The organism is Streptomyces sp. NPDC029014 (genome assembly GCF_055564695.1).
Genome location: NZ_JBVHVT010000035.1, coordinates 26,667 through 53,630, shown reverse-complemented (window position 1 = coordinate 53,630; position 26,964 = coordinate 26,667). Strand labels below are relative to the sequence as shown.

Below are 26,964 nucleotides of genomic sequence, written 5' to 3'. Positions count from 1 at the left end.
AGAGCTCCGGGAGGCACAGCCGTGAAGGGCACCGAGGACAAGCGGCAGGACCCGCCGAAGGGCCGCGAGGAGCGGGCGCAGAAGCATCCCGGACCGGATCCGGTCCACCCCGAGGCCAGCAAGCCGGTGGCCGGCAAGAGCCCCGAGGAACTGCGCAGGCAGCAGGAGCGGAGGATCGCCGAGGAGCGGGCCGGCGGCGCGCGGTGAGCGTCCGGGGCGCCCCCCGAACGGTCGACGGCCCTACGGCCCGTCGTCGTACATCCCCGCCTCGACCTCCAGGGCGAGTTCCTGGAGGACCTCGATCGAGGAGACCTCCGTCCGCCCGTTGTCGTGTGCGATCGCCAGGCTGGTGAACGCCAGGCTGAACCCGGAGACCATGGTGTGCAGGGCGGGGCCGAGGGCTCGGGACACGTGGGCCGCCACCTGCTGGGCAGACGCGTCGGCCGGCACCCTGATCGACGGCAGCATCTCGTTCAGGAGCAGGGTGGCCACGCCGGGCCCCGCTTCCTGTAGGTCGACGTCCTCGCCCGCCTCGGCGGCCAGGCGGATGTCCTGCGCCTCGGTGAGGATGCCGATCACTCGCTTGAGTATCTCTGCGCGTTCCATCTCGGGCAGCGTAGCTCCGCACGCCGCGGACCGCCGCCGGAGCCCTCTACCGGCCGCGGTCACCGACGGTGCCCGTGCGGACACGGGGGACACGGGGCGGGTACGGGTGGATGCTGGAGGAGGACCCGAAGCGTTCCGGCTGCAAGGGAGGAGCCCGCCATGAGCAGTACGGAGGTGACCGTGGTGGTCAGCGACTGCGCCGAGGAGGACGCCCGCGCCGTCTTCGCGACCCTGGACGCGGCCTTCACGACGGAGAAGACGACCAGGCCGCGCTCGGGCACCGGGGCGACGGTCTGGACGTCCGCCTATGACGTGGCCACCCCCGGCGAACGGAGCCCCGAGGCCGTCGCCCCCCTCGCACACCAGGTCAGCGTCGAGGCCCAGGGCGGCTATCGGGCGGTGGACCGACTGGTGGCCGTACTGGACTCGGCGTTCGTGATCGACACGGTGGGGACCGCCGCCGGCGACCAGGAGAAGGACATCCACCTGCGCCTCCACGGCCGCACCATGGTGTGAAGCGCCCGTTCCGGGGCAGGGGACCCCACGAGAACGGCTTTCCCGAAGGGCCGCGCGGTGGGCACCCCTTCTCCTCGTGCCGCGCGGCCGACGGGCTGGAGGGCGTCCCTTCAGCCCGTCTCCCATGCCCGGGCAGCGCTGGCCGCCCTGGCCGCCGGGGCCGTCACTGCCGGCCGAACGTGTCGAGCAGCAGCTTCGCGGCCACCGCCGACCCGTCGGAACGGATCCTCCCGGCCACCTCGGTCGCCCGGGCCCGGGTCGCGGGAGCCAGGGCCGTCCGGAGCGCCGCCGACAGGGACTCGAAGGTCGGGGCCGGACCGTCGTGGGCGGCGCCGATGCCCAGGTCGGCCACCCGGCCGGCCCAGTACGGCTGGTCCGCGAGCTGCGGCACCACCACCTGGGGCGCGCCGGCCCGGGAGGCCGTGGTCGTCGTCCCCGCGCCGCCGTGGTGCACGACGGCGGCCACCCGTCGGAACAGCGCCTGCTGGTTGACCTCGCCGACGGCGAAGCAGTCGTCCCGGTCGTCGATCAGGGCCAGGTCGGCCCAGCCGCGGGCCACGACCGCACGCAGGCCCTGCGCCCGCACCGCATCGATGGCCACCCGGGCCACGTCCGCCGCGGCGTGCATCGGCATGCTGCCGAAGCCCACGTACACCGCAGGCGCACCCGCGTCCAGGAACGCCAGCAGATCGGCCGGCAGCGGCCGGGGGTCCGGCAGGATCCACGCGCCGGTCTGGACGACGTCGAGGCCCGGATCTCCCCGCCACGGATCCAGCACCGGGTCAGTCGCCAGCCACGGCCGGTCGCCGATGACGTAGTCGCGGACGTCGGCCACCGGCGGCAGGCCGATCGACGCCCGGCTCGTGTTGAGCGCCCCGCCGAACAGCGCGTTGATGCTCTGCGCGTCCACCTCCCACAGCGCCCGGTGGTCGGTCACGTCCGCCGGATGCGGCCGGCCCGGGTACGCGAGCGGCGGCCGGTGCGGGGACGGCAGGGTGAGCTGCTGGAACGTCACGGACACCGACGGGACGCCCAGTTTCTCCGCCACCGACCTCGCGCCCGCCGCGGCCGGCATCGCTCCGGTCGCCACCAGCACGTCGCACCCCTCCGCCGCCGCAGTGACCCCGTCCACCAGGCCGGCGATCAACGCGGCCGCGCGCTCGGGCAGCGACGACGGCGCGGGCGCCGCGACCGTCAGCGCCCGCGCCGACGGCCCGACCGGCACCAGCGGGACCCCGACGGCGGCCAACCGCCGTGCGAAGTCCTCGTCCGGCGGTGCACACACCCGCACCTCCGCGCCGAACGCCCGCACCTGCTCCGCGAGTCCGACCAGCGGCTCGACGTCCCCGCGCGACCCGTACGTCGACAGCACCACACGCATTCGGCACACCCCGTTCCCTCACCCACACTGTTCAGACCGGTGATTCTGCGTCACCTCCAGCACCTTGCCGCAAGCCCCCCGGTGCGCTATAGGTTGGGAGTGGAAGGCGCGGGACCAGCCCCCTTTCCCCGAAACGCCCGCCACGAGCAGCCCGTTCCCACACGGAACAATGAGCGGTGCCGGTACGCGCATCCGGTCAGCGGGGCCGGGGCGGCACGAGCCCCGCCTCATAGGCGGCGATGGCCGCCTCCACCCGGTTGCGCGCCCCCAACTTCGCGAGCACCGCGCTGACATGGGCCTTCACCGTGCCCTCGACCAGATGCAGCCGGCCTGCGATCTCCGCGTTGGACAGCCCCGCCCCGAGCCCGGCCAGCACCTCCCGCTCCCGGTCCGTCAGCCGCTCCAGCGACCGGTGGGGGTGTGCAGCCCGGTGGGCGCGGAGCCCGGCGATGACCCGGCCGGCCACCCTCGGGGACAGGTAGGCCCCGCCGGCACCCACCGCCCTCACCCCGTTCAGGAGCTCGCGCGGGTCGTCCGCCTTCAGCAGGAATCCGTCCGCGCCCTCCTCCAGGGCCCTCGTCACGTAGGCGTCCTGCCCGAACGTCGTCAGCATGATCACACCGACCGCCGGTAGCTGCCCGTGCAGCCGCGCCACCGTCGTCAGGCCGTCCAGGACGGGCATCTGGATGTCCAACAGGACCACGTCCGGCCGGTGTCGGCGGGCCAGCGCGAGGGCCTCGCGTCCGTCGCCGGCCTCGGCGACCACGTCCACCTGCGGATCGCGGGCCAGGATGGCCCGCACCCCGGCACGGATCATCGCCTCGTCGTCGGCCACCAGGACCCGGACCGGTCGGCTGCTCGCTGTCGTCTCGTCCACGAGCCGAGCCTACGGCCGCCGCCCCGCCGGCAGAGCGGCGCGCCCCGGAGATCCGCCCGGGGGCGGGGCGCACCCCCGACGAAAGGCAGGAAGCCCCTGCCGATCGACCGATGGGCCCCGGACCTGCGGACTCCTAGCGTCGCTTCCGTACGGGAAGGACGACGGCAGATGAAGGAAGACGAAGGAAGCCCATGATCACCCTCCGAGGACTGACCAAACGCTACGGCGACACCCTCGCCGTGGACGACCTCACGCTCGAGATCAGGGCGGGCCGCGTGACCGGCTTCCTCGGCCCCAACGGGGCCGGCAAGTCCACCACGATGCGCATGATCCTGGGCCTGGACCACCCCACCCGCGGGCGGGCCCTGATCGCCGGCCGTCCGTACGCGGACCTGCGCCGCCCGCTGTGCGCGGTCGGGGCGATGCTCGACGCCCGGGCCGTCCACCCGGCCCGTTCCGGCCGGGCGCACCTCGTCGCCCAGGCCCGGGCCAACGGCATCCCGGTGCGCCGCGTCGACGAGGTGCTGGAGACGGTGGGCCTGGCCAAGGTGGCGCGGCGGCCGGCCGGCACGTACTCGCTCGGCATGAGCGGTCGGCTCGGGGTGGCGGGCGCCCTGCTCGGCGATCCGCCCGTACTGATCCTGGACGAGCCGGTCAACGGCCTCGACCCGGACGGCGTGCGGTGGATCCGCGGGCTCGTGCGGGAGCGGGCGGCCGAAGGGCGCACCGTGTTCCTCTCCAGCCATCTGATGAGCGAGATGCAGCTGACGGCCGATCACCTCGTCGTCATCGGACGCGGACGCCTGCTGAGCGACACGTCCGTGCAGGAGTTCCTCGCCACCGCCTCCCCCGCCTCCGCGCGCGCATCGGTCCCCGACCCCGCGGAACGGGCGACGCTGGTCCGCCACCTGATGGCGACCGACGGGGTCGGTGTCGAGACGTCCGCCTCCGGGGAGATCGCCGTCGAAGGGCGGACCGCCGCCGAGGTCGGCGACCTGGCCCACCACTGCGGCGTCCGGTTGCACGGGTTGAGCGACGTCCGGGTCTCGCTGGAGCAGGCGTACATGGACCTGACCGCGCGCAGCGTCGAGTACGCGACGCGCAGCGCCGAGGGCGCGACGGCCGCCACCGGGTACGCGACGGACGGCGCCGGCGCGACCACCACCGCCGCACCGAACGAAGGGGGACGACGGTGACCGGACCGATGACCCGCCGCCCCGGCCGGGGCACCGCCGCGGCGGTCGCCTCCGAATGGACCAAACTGTGGTCGGTCCGGGCCCCTACCTCTGCCTCCTCGCGGGCCTCGCGATCACCGGGGTCTTCACCTACTACTACGCCTCGATCGCCCGCATCAACGGGCACCCCGTCCAGCCCGTCGGCAACGCGGCGGCGTCCTCGGCCGTCCTCTCCCAGTTCGCCGTGGTCGTCCTGGCCACGGTCGTCGTGACCTCGGAGTACTCGGCGGGGAGCGTGCGCGCTTCCCTGCTGTGGGTGCCCCGCCGGCACCGGGTGCAGGCGGCGAAGGCGCTGGTGGCGGCCGCGGTCGCGTTCGTCGCCGGCACCGCGTACGCGGTGGTGGGCACGGCCGTGGCCTGGGGGGCGTTCGACGGGCGGGCCACCTTCGAAGCCGGCACCACCCTCGGCCAGGTCCTGGCCGTCGGCGTCTACCAGGCACTGGTCGCAGTGCTGACCGTCGGGGTGGCCTTCGCGACCCGTCACCCGGCCGGTGCGCTGTCGCTCCTCGTCACCCTGCTGTGGGCGCTGCCGAGCGTCCTCCTGGGCCTCGGCGGCACCCTGCTCGCGGCGGTCGACGACCATCTGCCGTACGGCGCGGGGGACCGCTTCATGCGGGCCGGCACCGAAGCCGGGCACAGCTCGGCGACGGCGGCCCTGACGGTGGCGGCGTGGGCCGCCGCAGCGCACCTCGTCGGCCTGTACGTACTGCGCCGCCGCGACGCCTGACACCACGTCGGGTCCCCACCGGCCCGTGGCGGGACGCCCGCCGGCGCGCACCCGCGCCGGCGGGCGTCCGGGCCCGTCCCGCAGAATCGACCGGGCGGCCGAGGACACCATCGGAAGGACGATCGACGCACCATGCTGTACGCGCGCATACCCCGGGTCCGGGGCCGGGCGGCCTGGACCGTGCTCGCTGACACGGCCCTCTGGGGCGCGTTGGCCGCCGCCACCGGTTACGGGTTCCGGGACGCCCGCACCGCCTCGCCGGTCCTGGACCTGCTGCTCCCGTTGGCCGTCCTCGCGACGGCCGTACCACTGTCGCACCGTCGCCCGGGGCTCGCGGTGGCCCTCGTCAACGGACTGTGCGCGCTGGGCCTCGCCGACTCCGCGACCCCCGCCAACGCCCACGTCCTGTCGCTGGCCGCGATGTGCTGTCTGCTGGGCGCCCGCGTCGCCCCGGCCCGCGCCCCGCTGTTGGTGCTCGCCGGCTGCCTGGCGGTCGACGTCGCGGTGTGTGCCGTGCTGCGGGTGCAGGTCGTGTGGTGGTTCTACGCGCTGACGGTGCTGCCCGCGGCCCTCCTGCTGCCGTGGCTGGCCGGACGCCACTGGCGCGGCCGGCGCGAACTGGTGCGCGAGGGATGGCGGCTGGCCCGCAGCATGGAAGAGCGGCAACACCTGGCCGCGGAGCGGGCACGGCTGGCCGAACGCGCGGACATCGCGGCCGACATGCACGACTCCCTCGGGCACGTCCTGAGCCTGGTCGCCCTGCGGGCCGGGGCCCTGGAACTCTCTCCCGACCTCACCGAACGCGACCGTGCCGACCTCGCCGAACTGCGCGGGACGATCGCCGACGCCGTCGAGGGACTGCGGGAGACCGTCGCCGTGCTGCGCGACCCGCCCGGAGCGGACACGGGCACGGGGACAGGGACGGGCCTGCCCGTCGGCGACACCGTCGAGGACCTGCTCGCCCGCGCGGCCGCCTCCGGGGTGCCCGTACGCTGGGAGCGGCGCGGGCCGGTGCCCCCACTGTCCCCCCTCGTCGAACGCGGGACCTACCGGGTGGTGCAGGAGGCCCTCACCAACGCCGTGAAACACGCGCCGGGCAGTGCGGTCCGGGTCCGGATCACCCACGAGGGCGACCGCACCCGTGTCGGCGTCCTGAACACCGCGGCACCGACGGACGGTCCCGCGCCGCCGCAGGGCCCCCGGACCGCGGCGGGTGGCGGGCACGGGCTGACGGGCCTGCGGGAGCGGGTGGCGGTCCTCGGCGGCGTACTGCACACCGGCCCGTACCGGGGCGGGTTCCGCGTCACCGCCGTCCTCCCGCACCAGACCCCGGCCCGTCCGACGACCCCGGCGCCGGACGGTCCGCGCCCGCGCCGGCACACGAACCCCGCCACGGAGACGGGCGCGGGTACGGCCACGGGCACGGGCGCGGGCGCCGGCATCCCCCTGGAATCCGCCCGGCGGCTGGCCGACGTCCGGCGCGCCGCCCGCCGCCGGTCCGTCGTCGCCTTCGCAGCCCCCGTCGTCGCGGCGGCGTTCTTCGTGCCCGCCGCTCTCTACCTGGCCTGGCAGCTCACGACCAGCGTGCTCCCGCCGTCCCGCTTCGACCAGGTGGAGACCGGCCGGTCCCGTACCGAACTCGCCCGACTGCTGCCGCCCCGCTCCTTTCCCCACCCGCCCGACCACGCCCGCTCCGCACCCCGGCCGCCCGGTACCGTCTGCGTGTTCTACCGCTCCGGCCGCGACGTCCTGGACCAGGTCGACCTGTACCGCCTGTGCTGGGAGGGCGACACCCTGGCCGCCAAGGACACCCTGCCCGCGCGCAGGCCCTGACCCGGCCCGCCCCCGGCCGGGTCGTCATACGGTGGTCTCAGGCCCAGGGGAGGGTGCGCCAGGGGCTGGCGGGGTCGGTGGTCAGGACCCGGTGGACGCGCAGCGCGGTCTCGTACGACTCCCCGAACTCCTCGCCGTCGAAGTGCAGACAGCGGCCGAGCAGGTACGCCGCCGAGAAGTCCTCCCAGGAACGGTGGTGGGCGTGCGCGAGACGACCGGCGCGGACGACCGCCGCCTCAGCCTCCTGCAGGGAGCACAGCCGGGCGGCCAGCCCCCAGCGGGCCATGCCGGAGGCCCGGCCGTGGTCCCACGCCTCGATGGCGCGCACGTACCCGCGTTCCGGGAGCAGCCCGTCGGCGCGGAACCGGGCCTCGTAGCGGGTGATCCGCCCGATCAGCCGCCGTACGCAGTCGACCTCGGACTCGACCTCGGACGCGGTCGGCGCCTCGCCCCGGGTGACGCCGTCGGGCGTCAGCACCGGCTCGGCGGCCTCCTCGGCCCGGCGGCGGACGACCTGGGCGGCGGCCGTGCGCCAGCGCTCGGCGTCCACGGGGCCGGCGAAGTCGAGGGCCATCTCGCGCCGCAGCTGGAGGACGAACCTCCAGGTGCTGCTGACCATGCGGGCGCTCAGCAGCGTCTCCTGCATGTCGAGCCAGTCCTGCCGGGTGGTGACGCCCCACCACTCGTCGAGGATCTTCTTCTCGGCGGCGTAGCCGTCGCCGTGGTAGGCCATCGCGTTCCAGAACCGGCCGTTGCGGACCGACAGGTGCGCGCCGACGGCCAGGCCGAACGCCACGTGGCCCTGCCGCGGGCCACCGACTTCGAGGGTGTGGACGGTGTCCCGGGCGAGACCGGGCTGCTCCACTCCGGCGTAGTGCCGCCGCCACAGCTCCCGGGCCTCGGGGCCGGCCGGAAGCACGCCCTCGCAGGGGCTGCCCGGGTTCACCACCAGGAAGGGCGGGTCACCGGGCTCCCACACGCCGGCGAACCAGCCGAGGGAGTAGCCGTTGAAGACCGGGTCGGGCGCGGGCGGCGGGAGCATCCCGGCGGTGTAGACGGCCAGGCAGGAGGTGCCGGTCTGCGGGTTCCAGTACGGGTGGAAGCGGCTGGTCCCGCGGTTCGCGTCGACCGCCGCCTTGGACTGCATCATGAACAGGTCGGCCCGGGCGACGAGATCGTAGTACGCGGTCCAGTCGCCCCGTACCTTCGCCTCGTACAGTCCGCGTTCCAGGACGCTCGGCGCCCGCCACGCCTGCACTCCGGCCGGCAAGCCCCCCTCGTGACCCACTGTCAGACCCATGGCCGAACCCTACGCGGCCGGCGTCCCGTTCCGGACTCCGTCGCCAGGGCCGTGCTGAGCCGGCGGAGCCAGTCCCGCGCGGTGCCCTGAGCTTCGGGGTGGTCGGCCCGGAACGCCGCCCAGTCCGCTTCGTCGAACCGCACCGTATCCAGGCGGGGGGCGCCGTCCGGTGCGACGGCGGCGGAAACGCCGGTGGAGCCACCGAGGACCTTCCGCAGGAGCCGCGGTGCGGGGCGGGTGCGGGGGTCCTCCGCCAGGAGGACGGCGTCGTACAGGTCCTTGCACCGGGGTCCGGTGGGGGCTGCGGCGTCGGCGTACAGCCACAGGAGCTTCCAGGCGAGCGAGAGTTCCCGGCTCGCCGTGCGGACGAGCGTCGGAGCGCCCTCGTCCCCACGGGGCACCAGCGTCCACACCGGAGGATGGGGAATCCCCTCGTCCAGGGCGAAGTCGAGCTGGACCTCGCCGCCGGGCGTCCCCTCGGCCCGCCACGGGATGAACATGCGTGCTCCGGCCGTGTCGCCGCCCCCGTAGGCGTACCCCCAGGTGTGGTCCCGGCGGGCCCCGTCGGCATCGAGCACCACTCCCGGTGCGGCTTCCGGCCGTCGGCGCACCAGGTCGAGCAGGTCGTCGTACGGGGGCACGGGGTCCGCGGGATCGGGGTCGACGTCCCAGCGCAGCCCTTCCGGGGGAGTGCGCGGGCGCAGACCGCGCGTCTCCCACTCCGCCTCCCCGTCGGTCCAGATCTCGTACCGGGCCGCGCCGTCGAAGGCCTCGGGCCACTGCTGGACGAGGTCGGTCCCCGCCACGTACGGGTAGGGGTGCAGGACGTCCAGGGGGGTGTGCAGTTCCGGTAGGACCACGAAGTCCAGGTCCGCCGGCTCACGCGCCTGGCTCCCGGCCCAGGCGGGCATGACCATGCTCCCGCGCAGGACCAGGTTCTCGCTCCACGGGGCCCCGGCGATGAGTCCCAGCACGTGGTCGAGGGCCGCCCGGTGAGGACGGCACCCCCGGGCCGTGGCACGATCCTTCACTGCACCCTCGTCATCGATCACGTGTTCCAGCAGGACTGTAGGCCGCCGGCACTGCCGCAGCAAACACCGGACGCACCACGACGGGCCCGTACCGCAGCCTCCGGGGCGGGGCGAAACTCCCTCGACGGGGACGGGCCGCCCCACGATCATGAACGGGTGACCCCGACCGCATCGGCAGCCAGCATGCTGCAGGACCACGCCGCCCTCTGGCGCACGGGAGAGATCAGTGCCGCTGACCTCGTCGGCGCGGCCTGCGACGCCCTCGTCGCCGGCCTCGACGGCCCCGCCCTGCGCATCCTGGCCGCCCGCACCCGCGCCGAAGCGGACCGCGACGTACCCGAACTGCTCCCCGAAGCCCTCGCCGAACTCGGCCTGACCTTGCACCCGGTCGGCTCCGAGGCCGGCCTGGAGGCCGCCGCCCGGGCCCTCGCCCGCCGCATGCTGGCCGGCGAGCTCACCCCGAGGGAGTTCTCGCGCCGCGTGTACCGCCGCTTCGGATACGAACTGGCCCTGACGGAACGACTCACCGACCTCGACCACGAGTACGACGTCCTCGCGTACGGCGACAGGACGGAGGACGAGATCACCGCCGAGGTCGTGTCGGAAGCCCGCCGTCTCGCGGCCCACCGCCCCTGACCCCGCGCCTCGGACGCGACACCCCACCGACACCCGCGGCGGCCGGCGCCGCGGGCGCCCGGTACGTGCTGCCCCCGGGAACCCCGACGACGTGGCCGCCTGCCTGCGGATCGCACACCGCAGGGCTCCGACCCGGTACCTGGCCGGAGCCGGGTCGCGCCGCCGGCCGCCGGCGACGGGGAAGGCCCCGTACCCCAACGGCCCGTTCCTGCAGCGCCGGAGAGCCGTGGTGACCTCGCTGACGCTGGCCCTCCACCCGGCTCCGGAGCGGCACCAGCGCGTCACGGCCCGGTGGCCGGCCGATCCGGCCGGCGGCCCACCACGGCTACCGGCGGTGTTCGACGACGCGTGGACCGGATGCGAGGAGCTGCGGGCGGACGGCGCCGGGTGCGCCCGGGACAGCAGCAGCCGAGGGCTGGCCTGCGCGTACCGGCACGAGCCGGCCGGGACGCCGGGGCCGCCCACCGGACCCCGGCAGGGGTCGCTGCGGGGTGCTCCGGCGTCCGCCCCCGCGCTGCCCTTCCGCCCGTGCGGGGCCGCGTAACGGGTGGTGGGTGACGTCACCCGGCGCGGTGCCCGCCGTATCGGTTCGCCCGGGCGACCGGCCGGGCGCACACCCACGGCGTGACACCGCACGGCGAGCGCCGTCGGCGTGCCGGGAGCCTTCTCCGCGGGCTCCCCGTGCAGCTTGCTGCACCCACCGGGTTCAGCAAGCTGCCGCCCGGTGCGGCCGGGGCGCGGCCGCTGGGAAGCGACGGTTGATCCATCACTGACAGACCACCGATGAGCAGGGGGAACCCATGTCCCACACCCGTTCCGTCTCAGCGCCCCCGCCCGCAGCGGCAGCCGCGACGGGGCCCGCCGCCGTCGCCGAACCGGCCACCGCACCCGCGCCCGAGTCGGGGCCGAGGTCGGGGCCGGCCCGGCCGCGCAGCGCATGACGCTCCTCGCAGCGCTCAGCACCGCCGCCGTGCTGTTCCTGGGCGTGGGGACGACCGCCCTGGAGGGGCCGCCCGGACCGCCGTGCTGGTGATCGGCGGACTCGGCGTCGTGGCCTGCGCTTGCAGCGCTCGGAGCCGCACGGGCGCGCGGCCGGTCACCGCGGTCCTGAGCCCCCGTCGGCGCGGTCCGGCGCGCGGCCTGCTCACAGCCAGCCGCGCTCCCGGGCCCGCAGCGCAGCCTGGAACCGGTTCGTGGCACCGAGGCGCAGTTCGACGGCCGACTCCCACATCCGCTCGAACAGCGACACCAGCGTCGTCACCAGCCCCGGTTCCCGTACGAGCAGGGCCCCGCGCATCGTGTCGGCGGGGTCGATCGGGGTCAGTGCGGCAGCCCGGTCGCAGATGATCAGGCGGTCCAGGCGGTCCGCATCCGCACCCCGCGGCGCAGCACCCGCAGGTCCCTCGGGCGGGAGTGCGCGATGTTGTGGGCGGCCATGACCCCGCGCGGGTTGGTGGTGAGGGACTCCGTCCGTGTGAAGAAGGCGAGTTCGTCGATGGCGGCCCGGACCGTGTCCGTGCCCTGCCACTGCCGGACCGGGGGACCGGCGAGATGGTCCGGCGTGCCCCCCGCCGCGAGGCCGATGTCCCGTTCCGCGAGCAGCGAGTCCACGATCCCGGACGCGGCCACCTTCTCCTCGAACTCCGCGCGCAGGGCCGCGGCATGCCGTTCCACCTGCCGGTCCACCAACTGCTCGACCGCCTTGGCGGGCGGTACGGACCGGTGGACGCCGGCAGTGGACTCGGGGGCCAGGCCGAGCCCGACGAGGTCCGCGACCGGCTCCTGGCCGGCGGGCCGAGCGGTGCCACCCGAACGCAGCAACTGCCGGTAGGCGTACGCCCAGGAACCCCAGGTCCGGTTCCGTCATCGGTCCTCCACCGCAATGATCACCGGAACGGACCCTAACCGCCGGCCCGCACGGGGCCGCGGGCGCCCCGGGCCGCTCGTTGGCACCCGGGCACGCCCACCGGTAGGTTCGGGGCCCCGGAACCCGAGAGGCCAGGGACGTGCGGATGCAGGGTGGCGGAGTGACGGAGACCGACCTGGTGCTGGGCGACGGCCGGACGCTCCACGTCTACGACACCGGCGCCCCCGCCCACGCCCCCGGCGGTGAACGCCTCGCCGTCGTCTGGCACCACGGCACCCCGAACATCGGCGCGCCGCCCGTGCCCCTCTTCCCCGCCGCCGAACGGCTCGGCATCCGCTGGGTGTCGTACGACCGGCCCGGCTACGGAAGGTCCACCCCGCGCCCGGGCCGGGACATCGCCTCGGCCGCGGCCGACGTGGCCGCCGTCACCGAGGCGCTCGGCATCGACCGCTTCGCGGTCATGGGCCATTCCGGTGGCGGCCCGCACGCCCTGGCCTGCGGGGCCCTGCTGGCCGACCGCGTCCTCGCGGTGGTCTGCGGCGCCGGCCTGGCCCCGTTCGGCGCCGAGGGGCTCGACTGGTACGCGGGCATGACGGAATCCGGCGCCGCGTCCCTGCGCGCGGCCGCCGCGGGGCGCGCGGCGAAGGAGCGCTACGAGGCGAACGCCGCCTACGACCCGGAGATGTTCACCCCCGAGGACCATGCCGCGCTCGTCGGCGACTGGTCGTGGTTCGGCGACGTCGTCGGCCCGGCCGTGGAGGCCGGTCCGGGCGGGCTGATCGACGACGACCTGGCCTTCGTCGCCCCCTGGGGAGCGGATCCGGCGCGGGTCCTCGCCCCGGTCCTCTTCCTGTACGGCGCCCGGGACCGGATCGTGCCCAGCTCGCACGGCCGGTGGTTGGCAGGCCGGTGCCCGTCCGCGGAGCTGCGGTTGTGCCCCTCCGACGGGCACATCTCCGTCCTCGACGCCGGTCCGGCCGCCCTGGAATGGCTCGTGGACCGCTCCGCCCGCTGACCGACCGGCCGGCCGGCCGACCGGCAGTCTCGGCGCGACGCACCTACCCGCGTACGGCGCTCAGCTGCGCCGCCGTCGACGCCATGCGTGTCGGGGGTTCCCAGGTCCACGTGCGGACGGAGTCGAAGCCGGCCGCGGTGACGACGCGGGCGAGCGCGGGGAGGCCGGCCGGCAGCCACCTCTCGTGGGCGGAGAGGACCAGACGGCCGCCCGGCCGCAGGACGCGGTGGAGTTCGGCCAGGGCGGCCGGAACGTCGGGCCACAGGTGCAGGTTGTTGACGGAGACGACGACGTCGGCGCAGGCGTCGGGTTGACCGGTACGCGCGGCCGTGCCGAGGGCGAGGCGGAGACGGCCCTGCGCGAGCCCGGCCGCGCAGCGGCGGCGGGCCGTGGCCAGCATGAGGTCGGAGGGGTCGATGCCGACGACGTGGGCCGACCGCCGGGCGGCGGCCGCGAGCCCGACGCCCGGCCCGGGACCGATGACGAGGACGACGTCCGCTTCCGTGGGTGCGGCGACGGCGACCACATGGCGCTCGGTGGCGGCGTTGCCGTGGGCCATGAGCCGGCCGCCGAGACGGCCCAGCAGACCACTCGGCCGACCGAACGCCCTGGTCAGGAGCTGCCGTGTGATGCTCTCCACGTCCTCATCGAAGCACACGCCCCGCCGCCCGCGCCGGCGCCACGGGCCCACGGCGCGGTCGCGCCGACACCGACGCCGTGCCCATGTCCGCCCGATCGAATGATCACAAGCGGTCTGTACCATTCCGCCGATCCGCACGGCACCATGTGCCTCGTACATGTGATGATCAGGGGGGATTTTCCGTATGAGGAAGACAACTGCCACCGCCGCTGCCGTCGTTGCGCTCGCAGGACTCGTCACGGCCGCCGGGCCGGCCGGCGCCGCGGGCTGCACACCGGAACTGCGGACCCTGGACGCCCTGTCCACCGCGGGGCCGACCCGCAGCGGGACCGTGCACGGTCTGGGGCGCGGCGACCTCGCGGTCGGCACGAGCAACGGCCTGCCGGTCTACTGGACGGGAACCACCGCGCACGCCGTGCCGCTGCCCGACGGCTGGACCGGGGGCACGGTCGGCTCCGTCAGCGACGACGGCATGATGGTCGGCACGCTGACCCGCGACGTCGACACCACGGCCGCGTTCGGCTACCGGCCGGGCGACGCCCAGGTCCGGCTGCTGACCGGCCCGACCCGTTCCGGCGCGACCGCGGCGATCAGCACCACCGGGCGGGTGGTCACCAGCGAGAACGGCGTCGCGAAGGAGTGGGCGAACGGCTCGGTCGTCCGCGAACTCCCGGCGCCCGCCGACGCGTACCCGAACAGCCGGCTGTCCGTCAGCTCGGTCAACAAGCGCGGGGACGTCCTCGGCAACCTGTACAGCGAGTTCTGGAACCAGGAGACCGACGAGATCATCATGCGCTCCTACCCGGTGGTCTGGCCGGCGGGCGGGTACCCGGCGTACAGCCTCCGGGCCTGGAACCAGGAGGCGCAGATGCACTCCACGATCGGCAGTGCCATCGACAACCGGGGCCGGGTCGTCGGCCACGAGTGGACGGCCTGGCGCGAGCTCCAGCACCTCCGGCCGGCGACCTGGAAGCAGCCGTACGACGCGCTGCCCGCCGAGCCCGGACGGCTGGCCGGCGAGGAGGACCTGTCCCTGGACGCCACCAGCCCCACCAGCGGGGCGGTGGTCGGCGCGGCCGTCTCCTTCGAGGAGGGCTGGAGGAAGAGCTCGCAGCCCGCGTACTGGCCCGGAAAGGGGCCGGTACTGGCCCTGCCCGGCGGCTCCGGTCCTCGCCGCGGCAGCGCCCACGCGGTCACCGACGACGACCGGGTCGGCGGCAGCGTCCTCGACGAGAACGGGCTCGGCCGCGCCACGGTGTGGACCTGCGCGAGCAGGCAGGCGTTCCTGCCGGGGGCCTGACGGGCCACCGGCAGGACGGACCGGGGGTAGGGAAAACCCGACCCCCAAGTGTCCGCCCGGGTGGGCAGACCCGGCGGGGTGGCCGCGGCTGCAATGGGAGCCATGACCTCCTCCCGTACCCGTACTCATGCCGGTACCCGTGCCCGCACCCGAACGCGCTGGTGGGCCCTCGGCTGGCTGTGCGCGGCCGCTTGGGCACTGTCCTTCCCGTGGGTGTCCGAGCTGGCCACGCACCGGCTGTGGGGGTGGTGCGCGGCCGCCGGATACCTCGGCGCCGCCTGCGCCACGCGGCTGCGGCGGCCCCGCGCCGCCCTCGTGTTCGCGCTGGCCGGAGCGGTCGCCGTCCCGCTGCTGTACCTGGCGTGGACCGGGCAGGGCCAGTCGGAGGTCGCCGTCATCGAACGGTCCGGCCGCCTGCTGCTGGAGTCCGGCAGCCCGTACGTCGACGGGCCCGGCCGGGTCGAGGAGTACACCCCGTACCTGCCGGGCATGGCGCTGTTCGGGATGCCTCGGGCGGTGCTCGGGGACTCCGGCGGGCTGCTGCGGCTGCTCGGGGACGCCAGGATCTGGTGTGCCGCGGCCCTGCTCGGCGGGATGCGGGGCGGGCGCAGGCTGCTGGGCGCACCTGACGCCGGTCACCGCGGGCTGCTGCCGCTGCTGGTCGCCTCCCCGGTGGTGGCGCTGCCGCTGTCGGTGAGCGGGGTGGACCTGCCGCTGGCCGGACTGTGCTGCCTGGCGCTGGCGGCTGCCGCGACGGGGCGGCCCGTGGCGGCGGGCACCGCGCTGGCCGGGGCGTGTGCGGTGAAGTGGACGGCCTGGCCGGCCGTACCCGTGGCGGTGGTGCTCCTGGCAGCGGTGTACGGGTGGCGGGCGGCAGTGCGCTGCGGGCTGATCGCGTCGGCGGGGACGGCGCTGGCGGTGCTGCCGGCGGCCCTGCTGCAACCCGCCGAACTGGTCCGGCAGGTGTTCGCGTTCCCGACCGGGCGCGCCGACGTGCCGACCCCGGCGCGGAGCCCCCTGCCCGGCCGCCTGATCAGCGAACTCGGGCCGTGGGGCTGGTGGGTGACGGTCGCCCTGCTGCTCCTCGGCGGCGCGGCGGTGGCCGTCTCGCTGGTCCTGCGTCCGCCGCGGACCGTGGTCGCCGCCGCCGACCGGCTCGCCGTCGGCCTGACGGTGGCGTTCCTGCTGGCCCCCGCCGGCCGGTTCGGCTACCTGGCGCTACCCGTGCTGCTGGCCCTGTGGGCCCGGTCGGCGTCCCCGGCCCCCACGGCGCCCCCGACCTCCCGCGTCGTCGCCTCGTCGACACCAACGGCCTCCGTGGGCCCCCTCGTCTGCGGGCCCGTGCCGGGCGGAATCCTCCCGGGTGGCCCGGGAGGAGAAGACGTGGAGTCCGGCGCAGGGTCTCGCGAGGTGACCACCAGCAAGTCCCCAGAAGGACCCGGAGGTCGCCGCGCGGTGTCCGCCGCCATTCCCGGGCTTCACCGTGTGCGACAGGGCCGACGGCGCACTGCCGCCGGCCCTGAACACTCACCTTTTCACTACCGTCTTAGAAGCCGAGGGTTCCCAGCAGGCCGGTGACCGGCGATATGAGGTCGTGCCCGAATTGCGTGATCTTCGTTGCCACAGGGGCCACCACCTTCGTTTCTTCGATCTTGCTGAGCGCGCCGATCCACTTGGACTGGCCGAGGGTGAGGATTCCCAGGGCGGTGCCCCCGAGCGACGTCTTGAACTCGCCGCTCGTCCATCCGTAGCCGAATCCGGTGAGCACGGTGCTGACGACGGACAGTCCGATGGAGGTGTACGCGAGCCCGGCGGCGATGCCTTCCAGGGGCGGGAAGAAGATACCGGCGACACCGAAGCCCGCCGAGAGGAATCCGGTGGCGATGCTCGCCCAGTTCGTGGCGTTCGCCCACCACTTCACGTCCTTCCACCAGGGAAGGTCGTTCTTTACGGTGTCGTTGTCGGCGGTGTCGGCCGGGTTCTTCCCGGCGTCCTTGGCCGCGCGGCCCTCCTCAGCCGCCTTCTTGGCAGCTGCAGCGATCTCAGCCGTCCGCTTGTCAGCGGCGATCCGGTGTGCCTCGCTTGCCGCCGCCGCCGCTGACCTGGCGTCCTGGCCGGCCTGAGCGGAGGAGGCGTGGGCGGCAGCGGCCGACGCCTGGGCGGCGTTGGCGGAGGCGACTGCGCTGCGGGCGGAATCCAGGGCACGGTTGGCGGAATAGTTCGCGGAGCGCGCGGCCGTGCGCGCGACGGCGGCCGCCTTCTTGGCCCGGTCGGCCGAGGCCTGCGCGGACGCCGCCGACTGTTCGGCGTTGTTCGCGAACGTGTTCGCCTGCTGCGCGTAGGTGGCGGCCTGTGTGGCCGACTGCTTCGCCCTGTCCGCCCACTGCACCGCTTCGGCGGCGGCGTCACGGGCCTTGGCAGCTGCCTCCTGGGCGCGATGGGCGTTCTCTTGCGCCTTGTACGCGATCTTCGCAGCGGCCGCGATCGCGCCCTGCATGGCGGCGATGTGGGTGGCGGAGTCGTAGTCGAGCAGAGCGGTCTTGTACTGAACGGAGGAGATGAAGTTGCGGCGCATCCAGGCCGGGCCCTCCATCGCGGCCTTGGCATGGGCCTGGGTGTACCGGCCCCCGGAGCCGATGAGGGCTGCGGTGGCGACCGCGTCGTCTTCCTGCTGCGCCGCCTCGTGCTTGATGTTGATGAATTCGTGCAGGGCCTGGGCGGTTCCCGCGTTCAGCGCCTCGGTCGCTGCCTGTTTCACCGCCTTGCCGGGGTTGCCGGCCAGGATGCGGCCGACCATGACGCGGTTCTCCGTCGAGGCGGCCTGGATGGCACCCCCTCCCAGGAACTTCGTGGCGGCTTCCGCGTCGGTGCTCGCCAATGCCCTGGTGGCGGCATCGGCGATGTCCGGGGCGCAGGTTCGAGCGATATAGAGGCTGGTCTCCCGGTCGTCCTGCCGCTGGGCGATCTGCCGGGCGGTGTCGATCCACACGTGAACGTCGGAGTCAGTGCCGGACAGGGCGAACCGTGCGGCCTCGAGCGACCAGGTGCCCTTGGAACCCATCATGGCGACGGCCGCCTTGCGCCCGAGGGCGGCGGCAAGGCTGTTGTCACCTGCCTTGAGGGCCGACTCGGCCTGGGCTATCAGGTCCTTCTGGGCCTGTTCGGCCTGCGCGGCCTGGGTGCGCTTCTCGGCGAGTCCCGCCCGCTCCAGGTCCTCGATCCGCTTGAGCAGGCGGGTCTCCTCGATCGCATGCTGCGTGTCCTGGTCGAGACGCTGCCACTCGGCCTCCCGCGCCGCTTGCTCCACGGCGACCGCTTCGGCGACGGCGTCGGTGGCGGTCTTCGCGGCCTTGCTGGCCTCGTTGGCGAACTCGGTCGACTTGTTCGCGTACTCCACCGCTTGACCGGCGTACTGGACGGCCCACTCGGCGGCGGTCGCGGCCCTTTCGGCGTGGTCAGCTGCGCTGTTCGCCGCGTCACGTGCCGTGCGGGCGGCTGCCGCCGCCCTGTTCGCAAGGGTCTGTGCCATACCGGCGGCGTTGGTGGCGAGCTGCGCGTTCGCGCTGGCGATGTCCGCTTCGCGCCTGGCCTGCGCGGCCTGCGCTTGTGCGGCGCCCGCAGCCTCCGCTGCCACGGCCGAAGACCTCGCGGCGGCGGCGGCATTGCGCGCGGCCGATGCGGCGGCGGACCCGGCGCCGGCCGCCTGGGACGCAGCATTGGCCGCGTAGTCGGCGGCCGTCGCCGCACTGCGTGCCCTGGCCGCGGCGTTGCGGGCGGAGACGGCGGCGTCCTTGGCGGCGGCGGCCTGGGAGGCGTCCTTGGACGCGGCAATGGCGGCGCCGTATGCATGAGCTGCGGCGGAGCCTGCGGTGGCAGCCGCCTGGCTCGCGGCGGCAGCGGCGTAGGCGGCGCGGCGTGAGGCTTGAACGGCAGCGTGGGAAGCGCTGGTCGCGATACGCGCCGAATCGGCCGCACCCTTCGCGGCATCGGCGGCGTTGCGGGCCGCCCTGCCGGACTTGGCGACGTCGGCCTGGGCTTGCTGGGCCTCGTACGCGGCCTTCTCCGCCGCCACCTTGGCCTCCTCCGCTGCCTTGATGGCCCGGGCGGAGGCTTCTTCGGCCTGCTTCGTCATCGCGTCGGCCTTTTTGCCTTCGCGTTCGACGACCGCGACGAGCTCCTCGATCTTCGAGGCCTCCTGGTCGCGAGCGCGCGCGATGTGCTGACCGGTGTCCAGGAACCATTCGACGTCGGCGGCGGTGCCGGACATGGCGCGGGAGGCGTACTTCCTCACCTCCGGGCCCGACTGGAAGGAGATCTTGCCGACCTCGACGCGCATGTCCTCCTGGCGGGCGGTGTACTGGCCTTCAGTGAGGAACGTCTCCAGCGCGGCCTGGGTGCCGGCATTCAGGGCGTCGCTGCCTGCGCGGTTCACGCCCTTGCCGCCGTTGGCCATCACCGTTCCGGTGGCCACCCGCAGGTCCTCAGCGATGGCGGTTTTGAAACCGCCGGCGAGGTAGGCGGCGATGGCGGCGTCGCCGCCCTTGAGAGCCGCTGTGGCATCACGCCGGCTGCCCTTGCCGCCTCTTGTGAGTGAGGCGACGACGGCAACACGGTTGTCCACCGCGGTCTCCGCGGGGAGTGTGACGGTCAGGAAGTTCTGGACGTCGGCATCGGATCCGATCAACGCCGCTTCCGCGGCGGCGCGAACACCCCTACCACCGAGGAGCCACGCCTTGACGACCTTCGCTCGAGGGGTGTCGGGCAGCTTGAACGGGTCACCGCCGTCGCCCTCAGGTGGCGGCGTATCGGCCCATGCTGCCACGGGGTTGAGGACAAGGCTGGAGGTAGTGACGACAGCCGTGGTGGCAGCGACAGCGGTGAGAACGCGCCGCCTGCTCCAGTAGATGGTGTCCAAAAACAGTCCTTCGGGATCAGCGCCTGACGGTGGTTGCCGCGCCGGCGGCGGCGTATCGCCAGACAGGGAATTGCCCTGGCGGCGCACTCATATCTCCCGACCCATAGGAAAGTCGGGAGGGGGTGCGACAGGCGGGCACCGTGACCCTATGCGGTGTTCGGTCACTGAAGACCCGAGACGCCCGGCGAACGGCGCATTTTCAGCCAAGCCCGCAGCTGGAATCCAGCCTTCCGATTAGGGTGACTCTTGACGAGCAGTTACGATCCGGCTCGGAGTGGGGGGATTCCAGCGGGAGATGGGCTCTTGGACGGTCGTTTCCCGTTGGTCAGATGATGGCCTTCACCTCCGGCGTTGATGCATCTTTCGAGGTTTCCTCGAAACCGACGACTAGGACAGTGATGAAGGCACGTAAGGCAATTGTGCGAACCTTTGGTGCGGCTGCGGGGGCCACCGCCTTGGCATGGTTCGCGATTGCGGGCGTCGTGACGGGCGGATCCGCCGCGAACACCTCCTCCATGAAGACGGTCGCCGACGAAGGCCCTGGCTATGCCGTTGAGGACTTTGCCTATCCGAACGCCGACAAGATCCTCGCGGAACGGCACATCACGCTCAAGCGCGGTGATGGCCACATCCTCCTCGCCGAATGTGGGAGCGCGCCCGACCTGCTTGAGGTCTGGGGCCGCAAGAACGAAAAGACCTGCTTCAGTTTCACCGGCACCAGTGGCTACCTTGCCCTGGAGATTCCCGCGGTCTACTTCATCATGGGAAACAGCTACAACACGCAGGTGGAGATGTCGGCTGGTACCGAGGAGAAGACGTTCGAAGTGAAGAAGAACGACTGGACTCCGGTCGGTGAGACCGCGGATGCACAGGGCCGTGATTTCATGCTCATGGAAATCAAGGCTGCCAAGTAAACCCCTCAGGCTGGCGGTTTCTCCTCTTGGTCAAATCCTCGACCCCGAATCCTTGATGCCGAGGATGTCCGGATGAGAAGACTGTTTACGTATCGCCGCTCGCACCCGCCCTGCAGCCGGCTCGGCACCCGTGAACTTCCGGACGGACGAACCTGGCTGAAGCCCGGCGATACGCCGGCCGTACTGCGGACGCTGTCCGCGACACCGCCAACCACACCGACTCAACGTCGACTACGCAGTCGGCCCGCGCCCCGGCAACCCGCCAGAAACCCGCGTGCCGGTGCCCTGTTCACAAGGAAGAAGCATGTCTGTACCCCTTCTGCGCCCCGCTCGGAGGACTGGTCTGCTGGTCTCCGCCACTGCGGTGGCCGCAGGTCTCATGTCGGCAGGCCCCGCACAGGCGGTCACCGGACCCGAAGCCGCAGCCGGCCAGTACGCCCACACCGTGAAGCTGACCATCGGCGACGAGAGCAGCGGCCGGGCCTGCACCGGCACGCTGGTTGACCCGCGCTGGGTCCTGACCGCCGCGAGCTGCTTCGCGGCCACCCCCGGCAAGCCGGTTCCGGCCGGGAAGCCCGCCCTGAGGTCGACAGCGGCGCTGAGCAACGGGCAGAGCCGTGACATCGTAGAGGTCTCGGCGAGTGCCTCCGACCGGGACGTGGTCCTGGCCCGCCTCGCCGCCCCCGTCGTCGGCATCACTCCCGCCAAGCGCGCCGGCAGCGTTCCGGCGGCAGGTACCGACGTGACCGCGGCGGGCTTCGGCAGGACGAAGACCGAGTGGGTGCCCGGCAAGCTCCACACCGGTACCTTCACCATCAACGGCTCTGACGCCACCACCGTCGCCCTCACCGGCAAGGGTACCGACGCCATCTGCAAGGGCGACACCGGCGGGCCGCTGCTGAACGCGGCCGGCGAACTCGTGGCCGTCAACAGCCGCTCCTGGCAGGGCGGGTGTCTGGGCGCGAACCCGGCCGAGACCCGCACCGGTGCCGTCTCCGCCCGCGTCGACGACCTCGGCGCCTGGATGGGACAGGTCACCGCTCCCCGTAACGGCGACCAGGTGGCCCTGCTCGCCGGCGGTGGCGGCACCATGTGGTCGCAGTTCGGCGACCTCGGGTACGGCGAGTACGGCGCGTCGTGGGGCAAGGTCGATGGTCAGGACGTCTCACGGGTGAGCACCGTCCGCCACGGCGACTCGGTCCGTGCCTATGCCATCGCGGGCGGCCGCGTCTACGGCCAGGACCTCGACCTTTCGACCGGCAGGTGGTCCGGATGGGGCCAGGTCCCCGGCGACGCCGCAGGAGCGAAGGACATCTCCGCCGCCCTCGTGGGTGACACGGTCCACGTATTGGTCGTCGGCTCCGACGGCAACCTGTACCAGCAGGCCGCCGACTACAAGGCAGGCCGCTGGAACGACAGCTGGAAGGCGGTCGGTGCGGTCGGGCTCTCCCACGTCACCAGTGCCGCATCGGGCACGACCGTGCGCGTCCAGGGCATCGGCGGCGGTGAGGTCTACGGCCGCGACTACGACACTCGCACCGGCTCCTGGTCTCCCTGGGGTGCGATCCCGGGCAGCGTCAGCGGCGCCGTCGACATCGCCTCCAGCACCGTCGGCAACAACGTCCACGTCCAGATCATCGGCTCCGACGGCGGCGTCTGGACCCAGTTCGGCGACTACGACGCCGGCCGCTGGAACGACAAGTGGGCCAAGGTCGGCGGCAGCGGCCTGACGCGCATCAGCAGCGTCCCGTCCGGTAACACCGTCGAGCTCTACGCGGTCGGCGCCAACGGCAAGATCAGCAACGCGTCGATGAACACCGCCACCGGTTCGTGGAGCACGTTCAACGAGCTCCAGGGCGGCCTCACCGGAGCCTCCGACGTCGCCGCAGCGGCCGCGGTCGCCCCCACGAAGGTGACGCTCGCCGCCGCGTCCGGCAGCACCCTGTTCAGCCAGAACGGCAAGCTGGACACCGGTGCCTTCGGCGCCCAGTGGGCGAACGTCGGCGGCGCCACCATCTCCACCCTCACCTCCGTGGACCACGGCGGCGTCGTCCGCTACGTCGGCATCGCCGATGGCAAGGTCTACGACCGCACGTACGACGTCCGCACCAACACCTGGGGCAACTGGACCGCGATCCCCGGTGGCGCCGGCGGCGTCAAGGACGTCTCCGCGGCGATGATCGACAATGTGCTCCACGTCCAGATCATCGGCTCGAACGGTGACCTGTACACGCAGGTCGGCGACTACAACGCCGGCCGCTGGAACGGCACCTGGACCCCGGTCGCCGGAGCAACCGGTCTGACGAGCATCACCAGTGTCAAGGCCGGCCCCTTCGTCCGCCTCTACGGCATCAACGGCGGCAAGGTCTACGGTCGCGACTTCGACAGCCGCACCGGCAAGTGGACCGTCTGGGGCGAGCTGCCCGGCAACCTCACCGGCGCCAAGGACATCGCAGTCTCCAACATCGGCCACACCGTCCACGTCCAAGCGATCGGCGCCGACGGCGCGCTCTACGGGCAGACCGGCGACTACCTGGCCGGCAGTTGGAAGCCGACCTGGAACAAGATCGGCGGCAGCGGTCTGACCCGCATCACGAGCGCATCCGCCGGCAACAACATCCACGTCTACGCCTCCGACGCGGGCGGCAAGGTCCAGAACGCCACCTTCGACACCACGCTGGGCTCCTGGACCGCCTGGCGCGCGATCCCCGGCACCCTGACCAGCCCGACTGACATCACTGCCACCTTCACCCGGTAGTACGCCGCTCACCGGCTTGCCCGTACCACGTCCCACCGTGGTACGGGCAAGGCCGCTTCCGCGACCCGGCAGACCCGCGGGTCAGGCGACGGCGGAGCCCCGGAGGTGGGCGAGGACGGCCAGGACGCGCCGGTTGCCCTCCGCGGGGTCGAGCTCCAGTTTCATGAAGATGCTGCTGGCGTGCTTCACCACGGCTGCCTCGGTCACGAACAGCCGGGCCGCCACGGCCTGGTTGTTGAGCCCTTCCGCCATCAGCGCCAACACCTCCCGTTCCCGCGGGGTGAGCCGGCCCAGCGGGTGGTCCGCCGCAGGGCGGTGGTTCAGCAGTACGCGGATCACCTCGGGGTCGAGCACCGTCTGACCGGCCGCGACGCGTTCCAGCGCGTCGAGGAACTCGTCGACCTCGCCGACCCGGTCCTTCAGCAGATAGCCCAGCCCGCCCGCCGCGGCCGTACCGCCCGGGCCGGCCGCGCTGCCGTCGAACAGCCGCGCCGCGTACGCCGTCGCCACGTACTGCGACAGCACCAGCACCGGCAACGTCGGGTCGACGGCGCGGAGTTCCAGTACCGCCCGCAGCCCCTCGTCCCGGAAGTCGGGCGGCATCCGCACGTCGGTGACCACCACGTCCGGCCGGTCCGCGGCCACCGCCCGCTTCAGTTCCTCCGCGTCGCCCACGGCCGCGGCCACCACGTGCCCGCTGCGGGACAACACCTCGGTCAGTCCGGCCCGCAGCAGCACGGAATCCTCGGCCAGGATCAGCCGGAGCACGGCACCTCCACCCGCAGTACGGTCGGTCCGCCCACCGGACTCGACACCACCAGTCTGCCGCGCAGCACGGCCAGCCGGTCCGCCAGCCCCACGAGGCCCGCTCCGGCAGCCGGTTCGGCCCCGCCGCAGCCCTCGTCCGTGACCGTGAGGCTCAGCTTTCCGTCCGCGACCCGGCCCGCCACCTCCACCCGGGTGGCGCCGCTGTGCTTGGCCGCGTTGGCCAGCGCCTCCGCCACACAGAAGTACGCGGTGGCCTCCACCGCCTCGGCCAGTCGCGGGAGTCCGTCCAGGTCGGCCGTCACCGGAACCGGGTGCCGCAGCGCCAGCTCCGTGACCGCGGCCGCCAGCCCGTGGTCGGTCAGCACCTGAGGGTGGATGCCCCGCACCAGTTCCCGGAGCTGGGCCAGCGCCTGCTTGGCTTCCACCCGCCCCCGGGCGACCAGTTCGGCCGCAGACGCCGCCTCCGGCACCCCGCGCAGTTCCCGCTCGGCCAGCCCCAGCGTCATGCTCAGCGCCACCAGTTGCTGCTGCGCGCCGTCATGCAAGTCACGCTCGATGCGCCGCCGTTCGGCCTCGAAGGCATCGACCAGCCGCACTCGGGAGCGGGTCAGCTCCACCACCCGGACGTCCTCCTCGCGCGGCCCGAGCAGGGTCCGCGCCAGGCGCACCTGGGTTCCGGTGACCAGACCGGCCGCATACGCCGCCACCACCAGCCCCACCAGTCCCACAGCGGTGCCGCCGAGGGCCTCCACCGGGCCGGAGACGGCCCGCCCGGGGACCAACATCACCGTTTCCGGCGCCAGCGCCCACACGATCACGGGGCTCGCGAGCAGCGCACCGGAGAACGCCAGCAGTGCGGTCACCCCGAACCCGGCCGGCCCGAACACCACCGCGAGCAGGGTCGCGTACCCCAACTCCCGCCAGGTGGCCCGCTCCCGCAACCGGGTCCGCAGCCGGCTCATCGGCCCCGCCCCGGCCGCCGGGGCATGCGGGTCCGTGACCCGCTCCGGCTCCACCAGGAGCAGCCGCCGCCGCTCCAGTACGCCGACGGGTACGGCACTCAGGACCGCCGCGGTGAGCAGCAACAGCCCGATGCCCAGCCAGGACAGCAGCACCCCGGCGGCGAGGAGCACGGCGAGCACGGTCAGCACCACGTACCCCACCACCGCCCCGGAGGCCAGGTGGAGCCAGCAGCGCCACGGCCACCACGACAGCAGGAACCGCCGCGGGCCGCTCCTCAACGCCGTCCCGAGCTGGACGGGCGCGGGCGGTTCGGGCATGCGTACGGTCCTCCGGTCGGCTGGTTTCCCCGCGACCCTACGTCACCGCCCGCCGAAGTGACACAACGGGCCAAACCGCGAAATCAGGCCAGAAGCAGGCCGAAAGAGCACATCGAGCATCAGGATGGCTGGCGGACCCCGCCACCGGCCGGGGTGTGCGGCGGGAGGCGCAGATCGCGATGAGCGGTACGCCTGCCGACCGCAGCGCGTTCCTCGCCACCGGGCTGCGCATGCCCAGGCCGAGGACGACCGCGTCGCCGTAGGCAAGATCACGGCCCGCCCCGGGGTCGGTGACGCCCTGCGCGCGGCCGCCCCCAAGGTCGTGAACGGCACCCCGGAGGAACTGCGGTACTTCGTGACGGTCGGCCAGTACCAGGTCTGATGCCCGACGACGTCGGTCATCCGTCGGACTGACCTGCCGAGGGGTCCGCGCCTGCGTGGCGCGGGCCCCGTCATCCGGCGCGCAGCACTCGGCCGAGGGCCGCCCACCCGACCCGCCCCCAGGTCGGCTGGCCGCCGGGCAGGCCCCGCTCCCAGGCCCGGCCGATACCGATGAGGGAGACGGCGCGCAGCACCGCCCACCCCCGCGCACGCCCCATCGTCGCCGGGTCCACGTGCCCGTACGCGGTGAAGAACCGCGGCGCTGCTCCTACCGGCAGCAGCAGCCATGCGGCGGCGAGGTCCGTCGCGGGGTCGCCCGTACACAGCTCGCCGAAGTCGATCACGCCGGCGATCGTGCCGTCGGCGACGACGACATTGGCCGGGTGGAGATCGCCGTGCAGCCACACCGGCGGCCCCTCCCACCCCGGAGCCCGGACGGCCGCGTCCCACACGGCACGGACCTGCGCGGCCACGCCGGTTCCGGCCACGGCGTGGAACTTCTCGTCGAACTCGGGCGCGAGCAGGCCGAGATCGACACCGCGGTTCGGGCTGGGCAGCACCGCCCCGGCGGGAGCCCCGCGGTGCAGGGCCCGGAGGAACCCGGCCAGCCGGTCGGCGGCGTCGTGACCGCGGCTGACCGGGGCCCGGTCGCCCGCGTCACCGGCGACCCAGCTCACGACGGCCCACGGCTGCGGAAAGCAGCCGGACGGCTCACCGGCCCGCACCGGTACGGGAACCGGCAGCGGAAGTCGCGGCGCCAGCAGCGGGAGCCATTCCTGCTCCTTGCGGAGGAGGGACGGCGCCCGGGGAGTGCGAGGCAGCCGCACGGCCAAGGCGTCCCCGAGGCGCCACATCCGGTTGTCCCAGCCCGCCCGTACCCGACGGAGTGTCAGCTCGGCGAGATCCGGGTGCTGCTCCCCCAACAGACGGCGCACCGTCTCCTCTTCGACGTCGATCTCGTCCATGGGGGTCAACGCTAGTACC

Annotated in this window: 26 protein-coding genes; 14 read left to right on the top strand and 12 right to left on the bottom strand. The window is 73.6% G+C overall.

Translation table 11 applies throughout. The features are described 5' to 3' along the window. The first annotated feature begins 21 nt into the window (after nucleotides 1-21). Entirely contained in the window at nucleotides 22-207 is a 186-nt protein-coding gene (locus ACZ4VL_RS20665; RefSeq protein ID WP_468201805.1) for a hypothetical protein, read from the top strand. A gap of 33 nt (nucleotides 208-240) precedes the next feature. Here the strand turns inward: ACZ4VL_RS20665 and ACZ4VL_RS20660 are convergent, their stop codons facing one another. Next, on the bottom strand, nucleotides 241-606 hold the full coding sequence (locus tag ACZ4VL_RS20660) for a hypothetical protein (RefSeq protein ID WP_468201801.1): 366 nt from the start codon (nucleotides 604-606) through the stop codon (nucleotides 241-243). Between the two features lie 159 nt (nucleotides 607-765). On the opposite strand from ACZ4VL_RS20660, the gene ACZ4VL_RS20655 reads away from it, so the two are divergent. Further along, nucleotides 766-1,122 carry a hypothetical protein gene (locus ACZ4VL_RS20655; RefSeq protein WP_468201798.1) on the top strand — a complete coding sequence of 119 codons (357 nt, stop codon included), beginning with the start codon at nucleotides 766-768 and terminating at the stop codon, nucleotides 1,120-1,122. A 163-nt stretch (nucleotides 1,123-1,285) separates the two neighbouring features. Here ACZ4VL_RS20655 and ACZ4VL_RS20650 read toward each other — a convergent pair whose 3' ends face one another. After that, a complete protein-coding gene (locus ACZ4VL_RS20650; RefSeq protein ID WP_468201795.1) occupies nucleotides 1,286-2,503 on the bottom strand; it encodes a glycosyltransferase in 1,218 nt (405 codons plus the stop codon). A 196-nt stretch (nucleotides 2,504-2,699) separates the two neighbouring features. After that, a complete protein-coding gene (locus tag ACZ4VL_RS20645) occupies nucleotides 2,700-3,380 on the bottom strand; it encodes a response regulator (RefSeq protein WP_468201792.1) in 681 nt (226 codons plus the stop codon). Between the two features lie 191 nt (nucleotides 3,381-3,571). Here ACZ4VL_RS20645 and ACZ4VL_RS20640 point away from each other — a divergent pair, with 191 nt between their 5' ends. From ACZ4VL_RS20640 to ACZ4VL_RS20630, 3 genes are all read left to right on the top strand, one after another. Next, complete coding sequence (locus tag ACZ4VL_RS20640) at nucleotides 3,572-4,576, top strand: ABC transporter ATP-binding protein (RefSeq protein ID WP_468201789.1); 1,005 nt, start codon at nucleotides 3,572-3,574, stop codon at nucleotides 4,574-4,576. Between the two features lie 55 nt (nucleotides 4,577-4,631). Further along, nucleotides 4,632-5,342: an ABC transporter permease gene (locus tag ACZ4VL_RS20635; RefSeq protein WP_468201786.1), complete on the top strand. Its 711-nt coding sequence runs from the start codon at nucleotides 4,632-4,634 to the stop codon at nucleotides 5,340-5,342. A 132-nt stretch (nucleotides 5,343-5,474) separates the two neighbouring features. Beyond that, nucleotides 5,475-7,175, top strand: a complete 1,701-nt coding sequence (locus ACZ4VL_RS20630) for a sensor histidine kinase (protein ID WP_468201783.1) — start codon at nucleotides 5,475-5,477, stop codon at nucleotides 7,173-7,175. Nucleotides 7,176-7,212: 37 nt separating this feature from the next. Here the strand turns inward: ACZ4VL_RS20630 and ACZ4VL_RS20625 are convergent, their stop codons facing one another. Further along, entirely contained in the window at nucleotides 7,213-8,475 is a 1,263-nt protein-coding gene (locus ACZ4VL_RS20625) for a DUF1266 domain-containing protein (protein ID WP_468201780.1), read from the bottom strand. Continuing rightward, nucleotides 8,466-9,449 carry a nucleotidyl transferase AbiEii/AbiGii toxin family protein gene (locus tag ACZ4VL_RS20620; RefSeq protein ID WP_468201778.1) on the bottom strand — a complete coding sequence of 328 codons (984 nt, stop codon included), beginning with the start codon at nucleotides 9,447-9,449 and terminating at the stop codon, nucleotides 8,466-8,468. Before ACZ4VL_RS20620 ends, ACZ4VL_RS20625 begins: the two co-directional genes overlap by 10 nt. 213 nt (nucleotides 9,450-9,662) lie before the next feature. Between ACZ4VL_RS20620 and ACZ4VL_RS20615 the strand changes: the two genes are divergently transcribed. Together ACZ4VL_RS20615 and ACZ4VL_RS20610 are read left to right on the top strand one after the other, a co-directional pair. Then, nucleotides 9,663-10,142: a hypothetical protein gene (locus ACZ4VL_RS20615; RefSeq protein ID WP_468201775.1), complete on the top strand. Its 480-nt coding sequence runs from the start codon at nucleotides 9,663-9,665 to the stop codon at nucleotides 10,140-10,142. 229 nt (nucleotides 10,143-10,371) lie between these two features. Continuing rightward, on the top strand, nucleotides 10,372-10,686 hold the full coding sequence (locus ACZ4VL_RS20610) for a hypothetical protein (protein WP_468201773.1): 315 nt from the start codon (nucleotides 10,372-10,374) through the stop codon (nucleotides 10,684-10,686). Between the two features lie 600 nt (nucleotides 10,687-11,286). Here ACZ4VL_RS20610 and ACZ4VL_RS20605 read toward each other — a convergent pair. Then, nucleotides 11,287-11,439, bottom strand: coding sequence for a hypothetical protein (locus ACZ4VL_RS20605; protein WP_468201770.1), 153 nt, complete (start codon nucleotides 11,437-11,439; stop codon nucleotides 11,287-11,289). A gap of 50 nt (nucleotides 11,440-11,489) precedes the next feature. Beyond that, complete coding sequence (locus tag ACZ4VL_RS20600; protein WP_468201767.1) at nucleotides 11,490-11,963, bottom strand: hypothetical protein; 474 nt, start codon at nucleotides 11,961-11,963, stop codon at nucleotides 11,490-11,492. Between the two features lie 206 nt (nucleotides 11,964-12,169). On the opposite strand from ACZ4VL_RS20600, the gene ACZ4VL_RS20595 reads away from it, so the two are divergent. Further along, on the top strand, nucleotides 12,170-13,024 hold the full coding sequence (locus ACZ4VL_RS20595) for an alpha/beta fold hydrolase (protein WP_468201764.1): 855 nt from the start codon (nucleotides 12,170-12,172) through the stop codon (nucleotides 13,022-13,024). 43 nt (nucleotides 13,025-13,067) lie between these two features. Here ACZ4VL_RS20595 and ACZ4VL_RS20590 read toward each other — a convergent pair whose 3' ends face one another. Further along, nucleotides 13,068-13,664, bottom strand: coding sequence for a class I SAM-dependent methyltransferase (locus ACZ4VL_RS20590; RefSeq protein ID WP_468201761.1), 597 nt, complete (start codon nucleotides 13,662-13,664; stop codon nucleotides 13,068-13,070). A 184-nt stretch (nucleotides 13,665-13,848) separates the two neighbouring features. On the opposite strand from ACZ4VL_RS20590, the gene ACZ4VL_RS20585 reads away from it, so the two are divergent. Then, complete coding sequence (locus ACZ4VL_RS20585; protein ID WP_468201758.1) at nucleotides 13,849-14,964, top strand: hypothetical protein; 1,116 nt, start codon at nucleotides 13,849-13,851, stop codon at nucleotides 14,962-14,964. 102 nt (nucleotides 14,965-15,066) lie between these two features. Further along, the gene (locus ACZ4VL_RS20580) at nucleotides 15,067-16,542 is read left to right on the top strand and encodes a hypothetical protein (RefSeq protein WP_468201755.1); all 1,476 of its coding nucleotides are present in this window, start codon (nucleotides 15,067-15,069) and stop codon (nucleotides 16,540-16,542) included. Here ACZ4VL_RS20580 and ACZ4VL_RS20575 read toward each other — a convergent pair. Continuing rightward, a complete protein-coding gene (locus ACZ4VL_RS20575; protein WP_468201752.1) occupies nucleotides 16,511-19,879 on the bottom strand; it encodes an ALF repeat-containing protein in 3,369 nt (1,122 codons plus the stop codon). The genes ACZ4VL_RS20580 and ACZ4VL_RS20575 overlap by 32 nt on opposite strands. A gap of 329 nt (nucleotides 19,880-20,208) precedes the next feature. Between ACZ4VL_RS20575 and ACZ4VL_RS20570 the strand changes: the two genes are divergently transcribed. Next, entirely contained in the window at nucleotides 20,209-20,793 is a 585-nt protein-coding gene (locus ACZ4VL_RS20570) for a hypothetical protein (protein WP_468201749.1), read from the top strand. A 304-nt stretch (nucleotides 20,794-21,097) separates the two neighbouring features. Continuing rightward, on the top strand, nucleotides 21,098-23,551 hold the full coding sequence (locus ACZ4VL_RS20565) for a trypsin-like serine protease (protein ID WP_468201747.1): 2,454 nt from the start codon (nucleotides 21,098-21,100) through the stop codon (nucleotides 23,549-23,551). An 81-nt stretch (nucleotides 23,552-23,632) separates the two neighbouring features. Here ACZ4VL_RS20565 and ACZ4VL_RS20560 read toward each other — a convergent pair whose 3' ends face one another. Together ACZ4VL_RS20560 and ACZ4VL_RS20555 are read right to left on the bottom strand one after the other, a co-directional pair. After that, entirely contained in the window at nucleotides 23,633-24,319 is a 687-nt protein-coding gene (locus ACZ4VL_RS20560; protein ID WP_468201744.1) for a response regulator transcription factor, read from the bottom strand. Beyond that, nucleotides 24,307-25,599, bottom strand: a complete 1,293-nt coding sequence (locus ACZ4VL_RS20555; protein WP_468201741.1) for a sensor histidine kinase — start codon at nucleotides 25,597-25,599, stop codon at nucleotides 24,307-24,309. Before ACZ4VL_RS20555 ends, ACZ4VL_RS20560 begins: the two co-directional genes overlap by 13 nt. A 179-nt stretch (nucleotides 25,600-25,778) precedes the next feature. On the opposite strand from ACZ4VL_RS20555, the gene ACZ4VL_RS20550 reads away from it, so the two are divergent. Continuing rightward, nucleotides 25,779-25,862 (top strand): hypothetical protein, encoded by an 84-nt coding sequence (locus ACZ4VL_RS20550; RefSeq protein ID WP_468201856.1) that lies wholly within the window; start codon nucleotides 25,779-25,781, stop codon nucleotides 25,860-25,862. 5 nt (nucleotides 25,863-25,867) lie between these two features. Beyond that, nucleotides 25,868-25,981, top strand: coding sequence for an ALF repeat-containing protein (locus tag ACZ4VL_RS20545; protein ID WP_468201854.1), 114 nt, complete (start codon nucleotides 25,868-25,870; stop codon nucleotides 25,979-25,981). A gap of 70 nt (nucleotides 25,982-26,051) precedes the next feature. On the opposite strand, the gene ACZ4VL_RS20540 is transcribed toward ACZ4VL_RS20545, so the two are convergent. Beyond that, nucleotides 26,052-26,945 (bottom strand): aminoglycoside phosphotransferase family protein, encoded by an 894-nt coding sequence (locus ACZ4VL_RS20540; RefSeq protein WP_468201739.1) that lies wholly within the window; start codon nucleotides 26,943-26,945, stop codon nucleotides 26,052-26,054. Nucleotides 26,946-26,964: the final 19 nt, after the last annotated feature.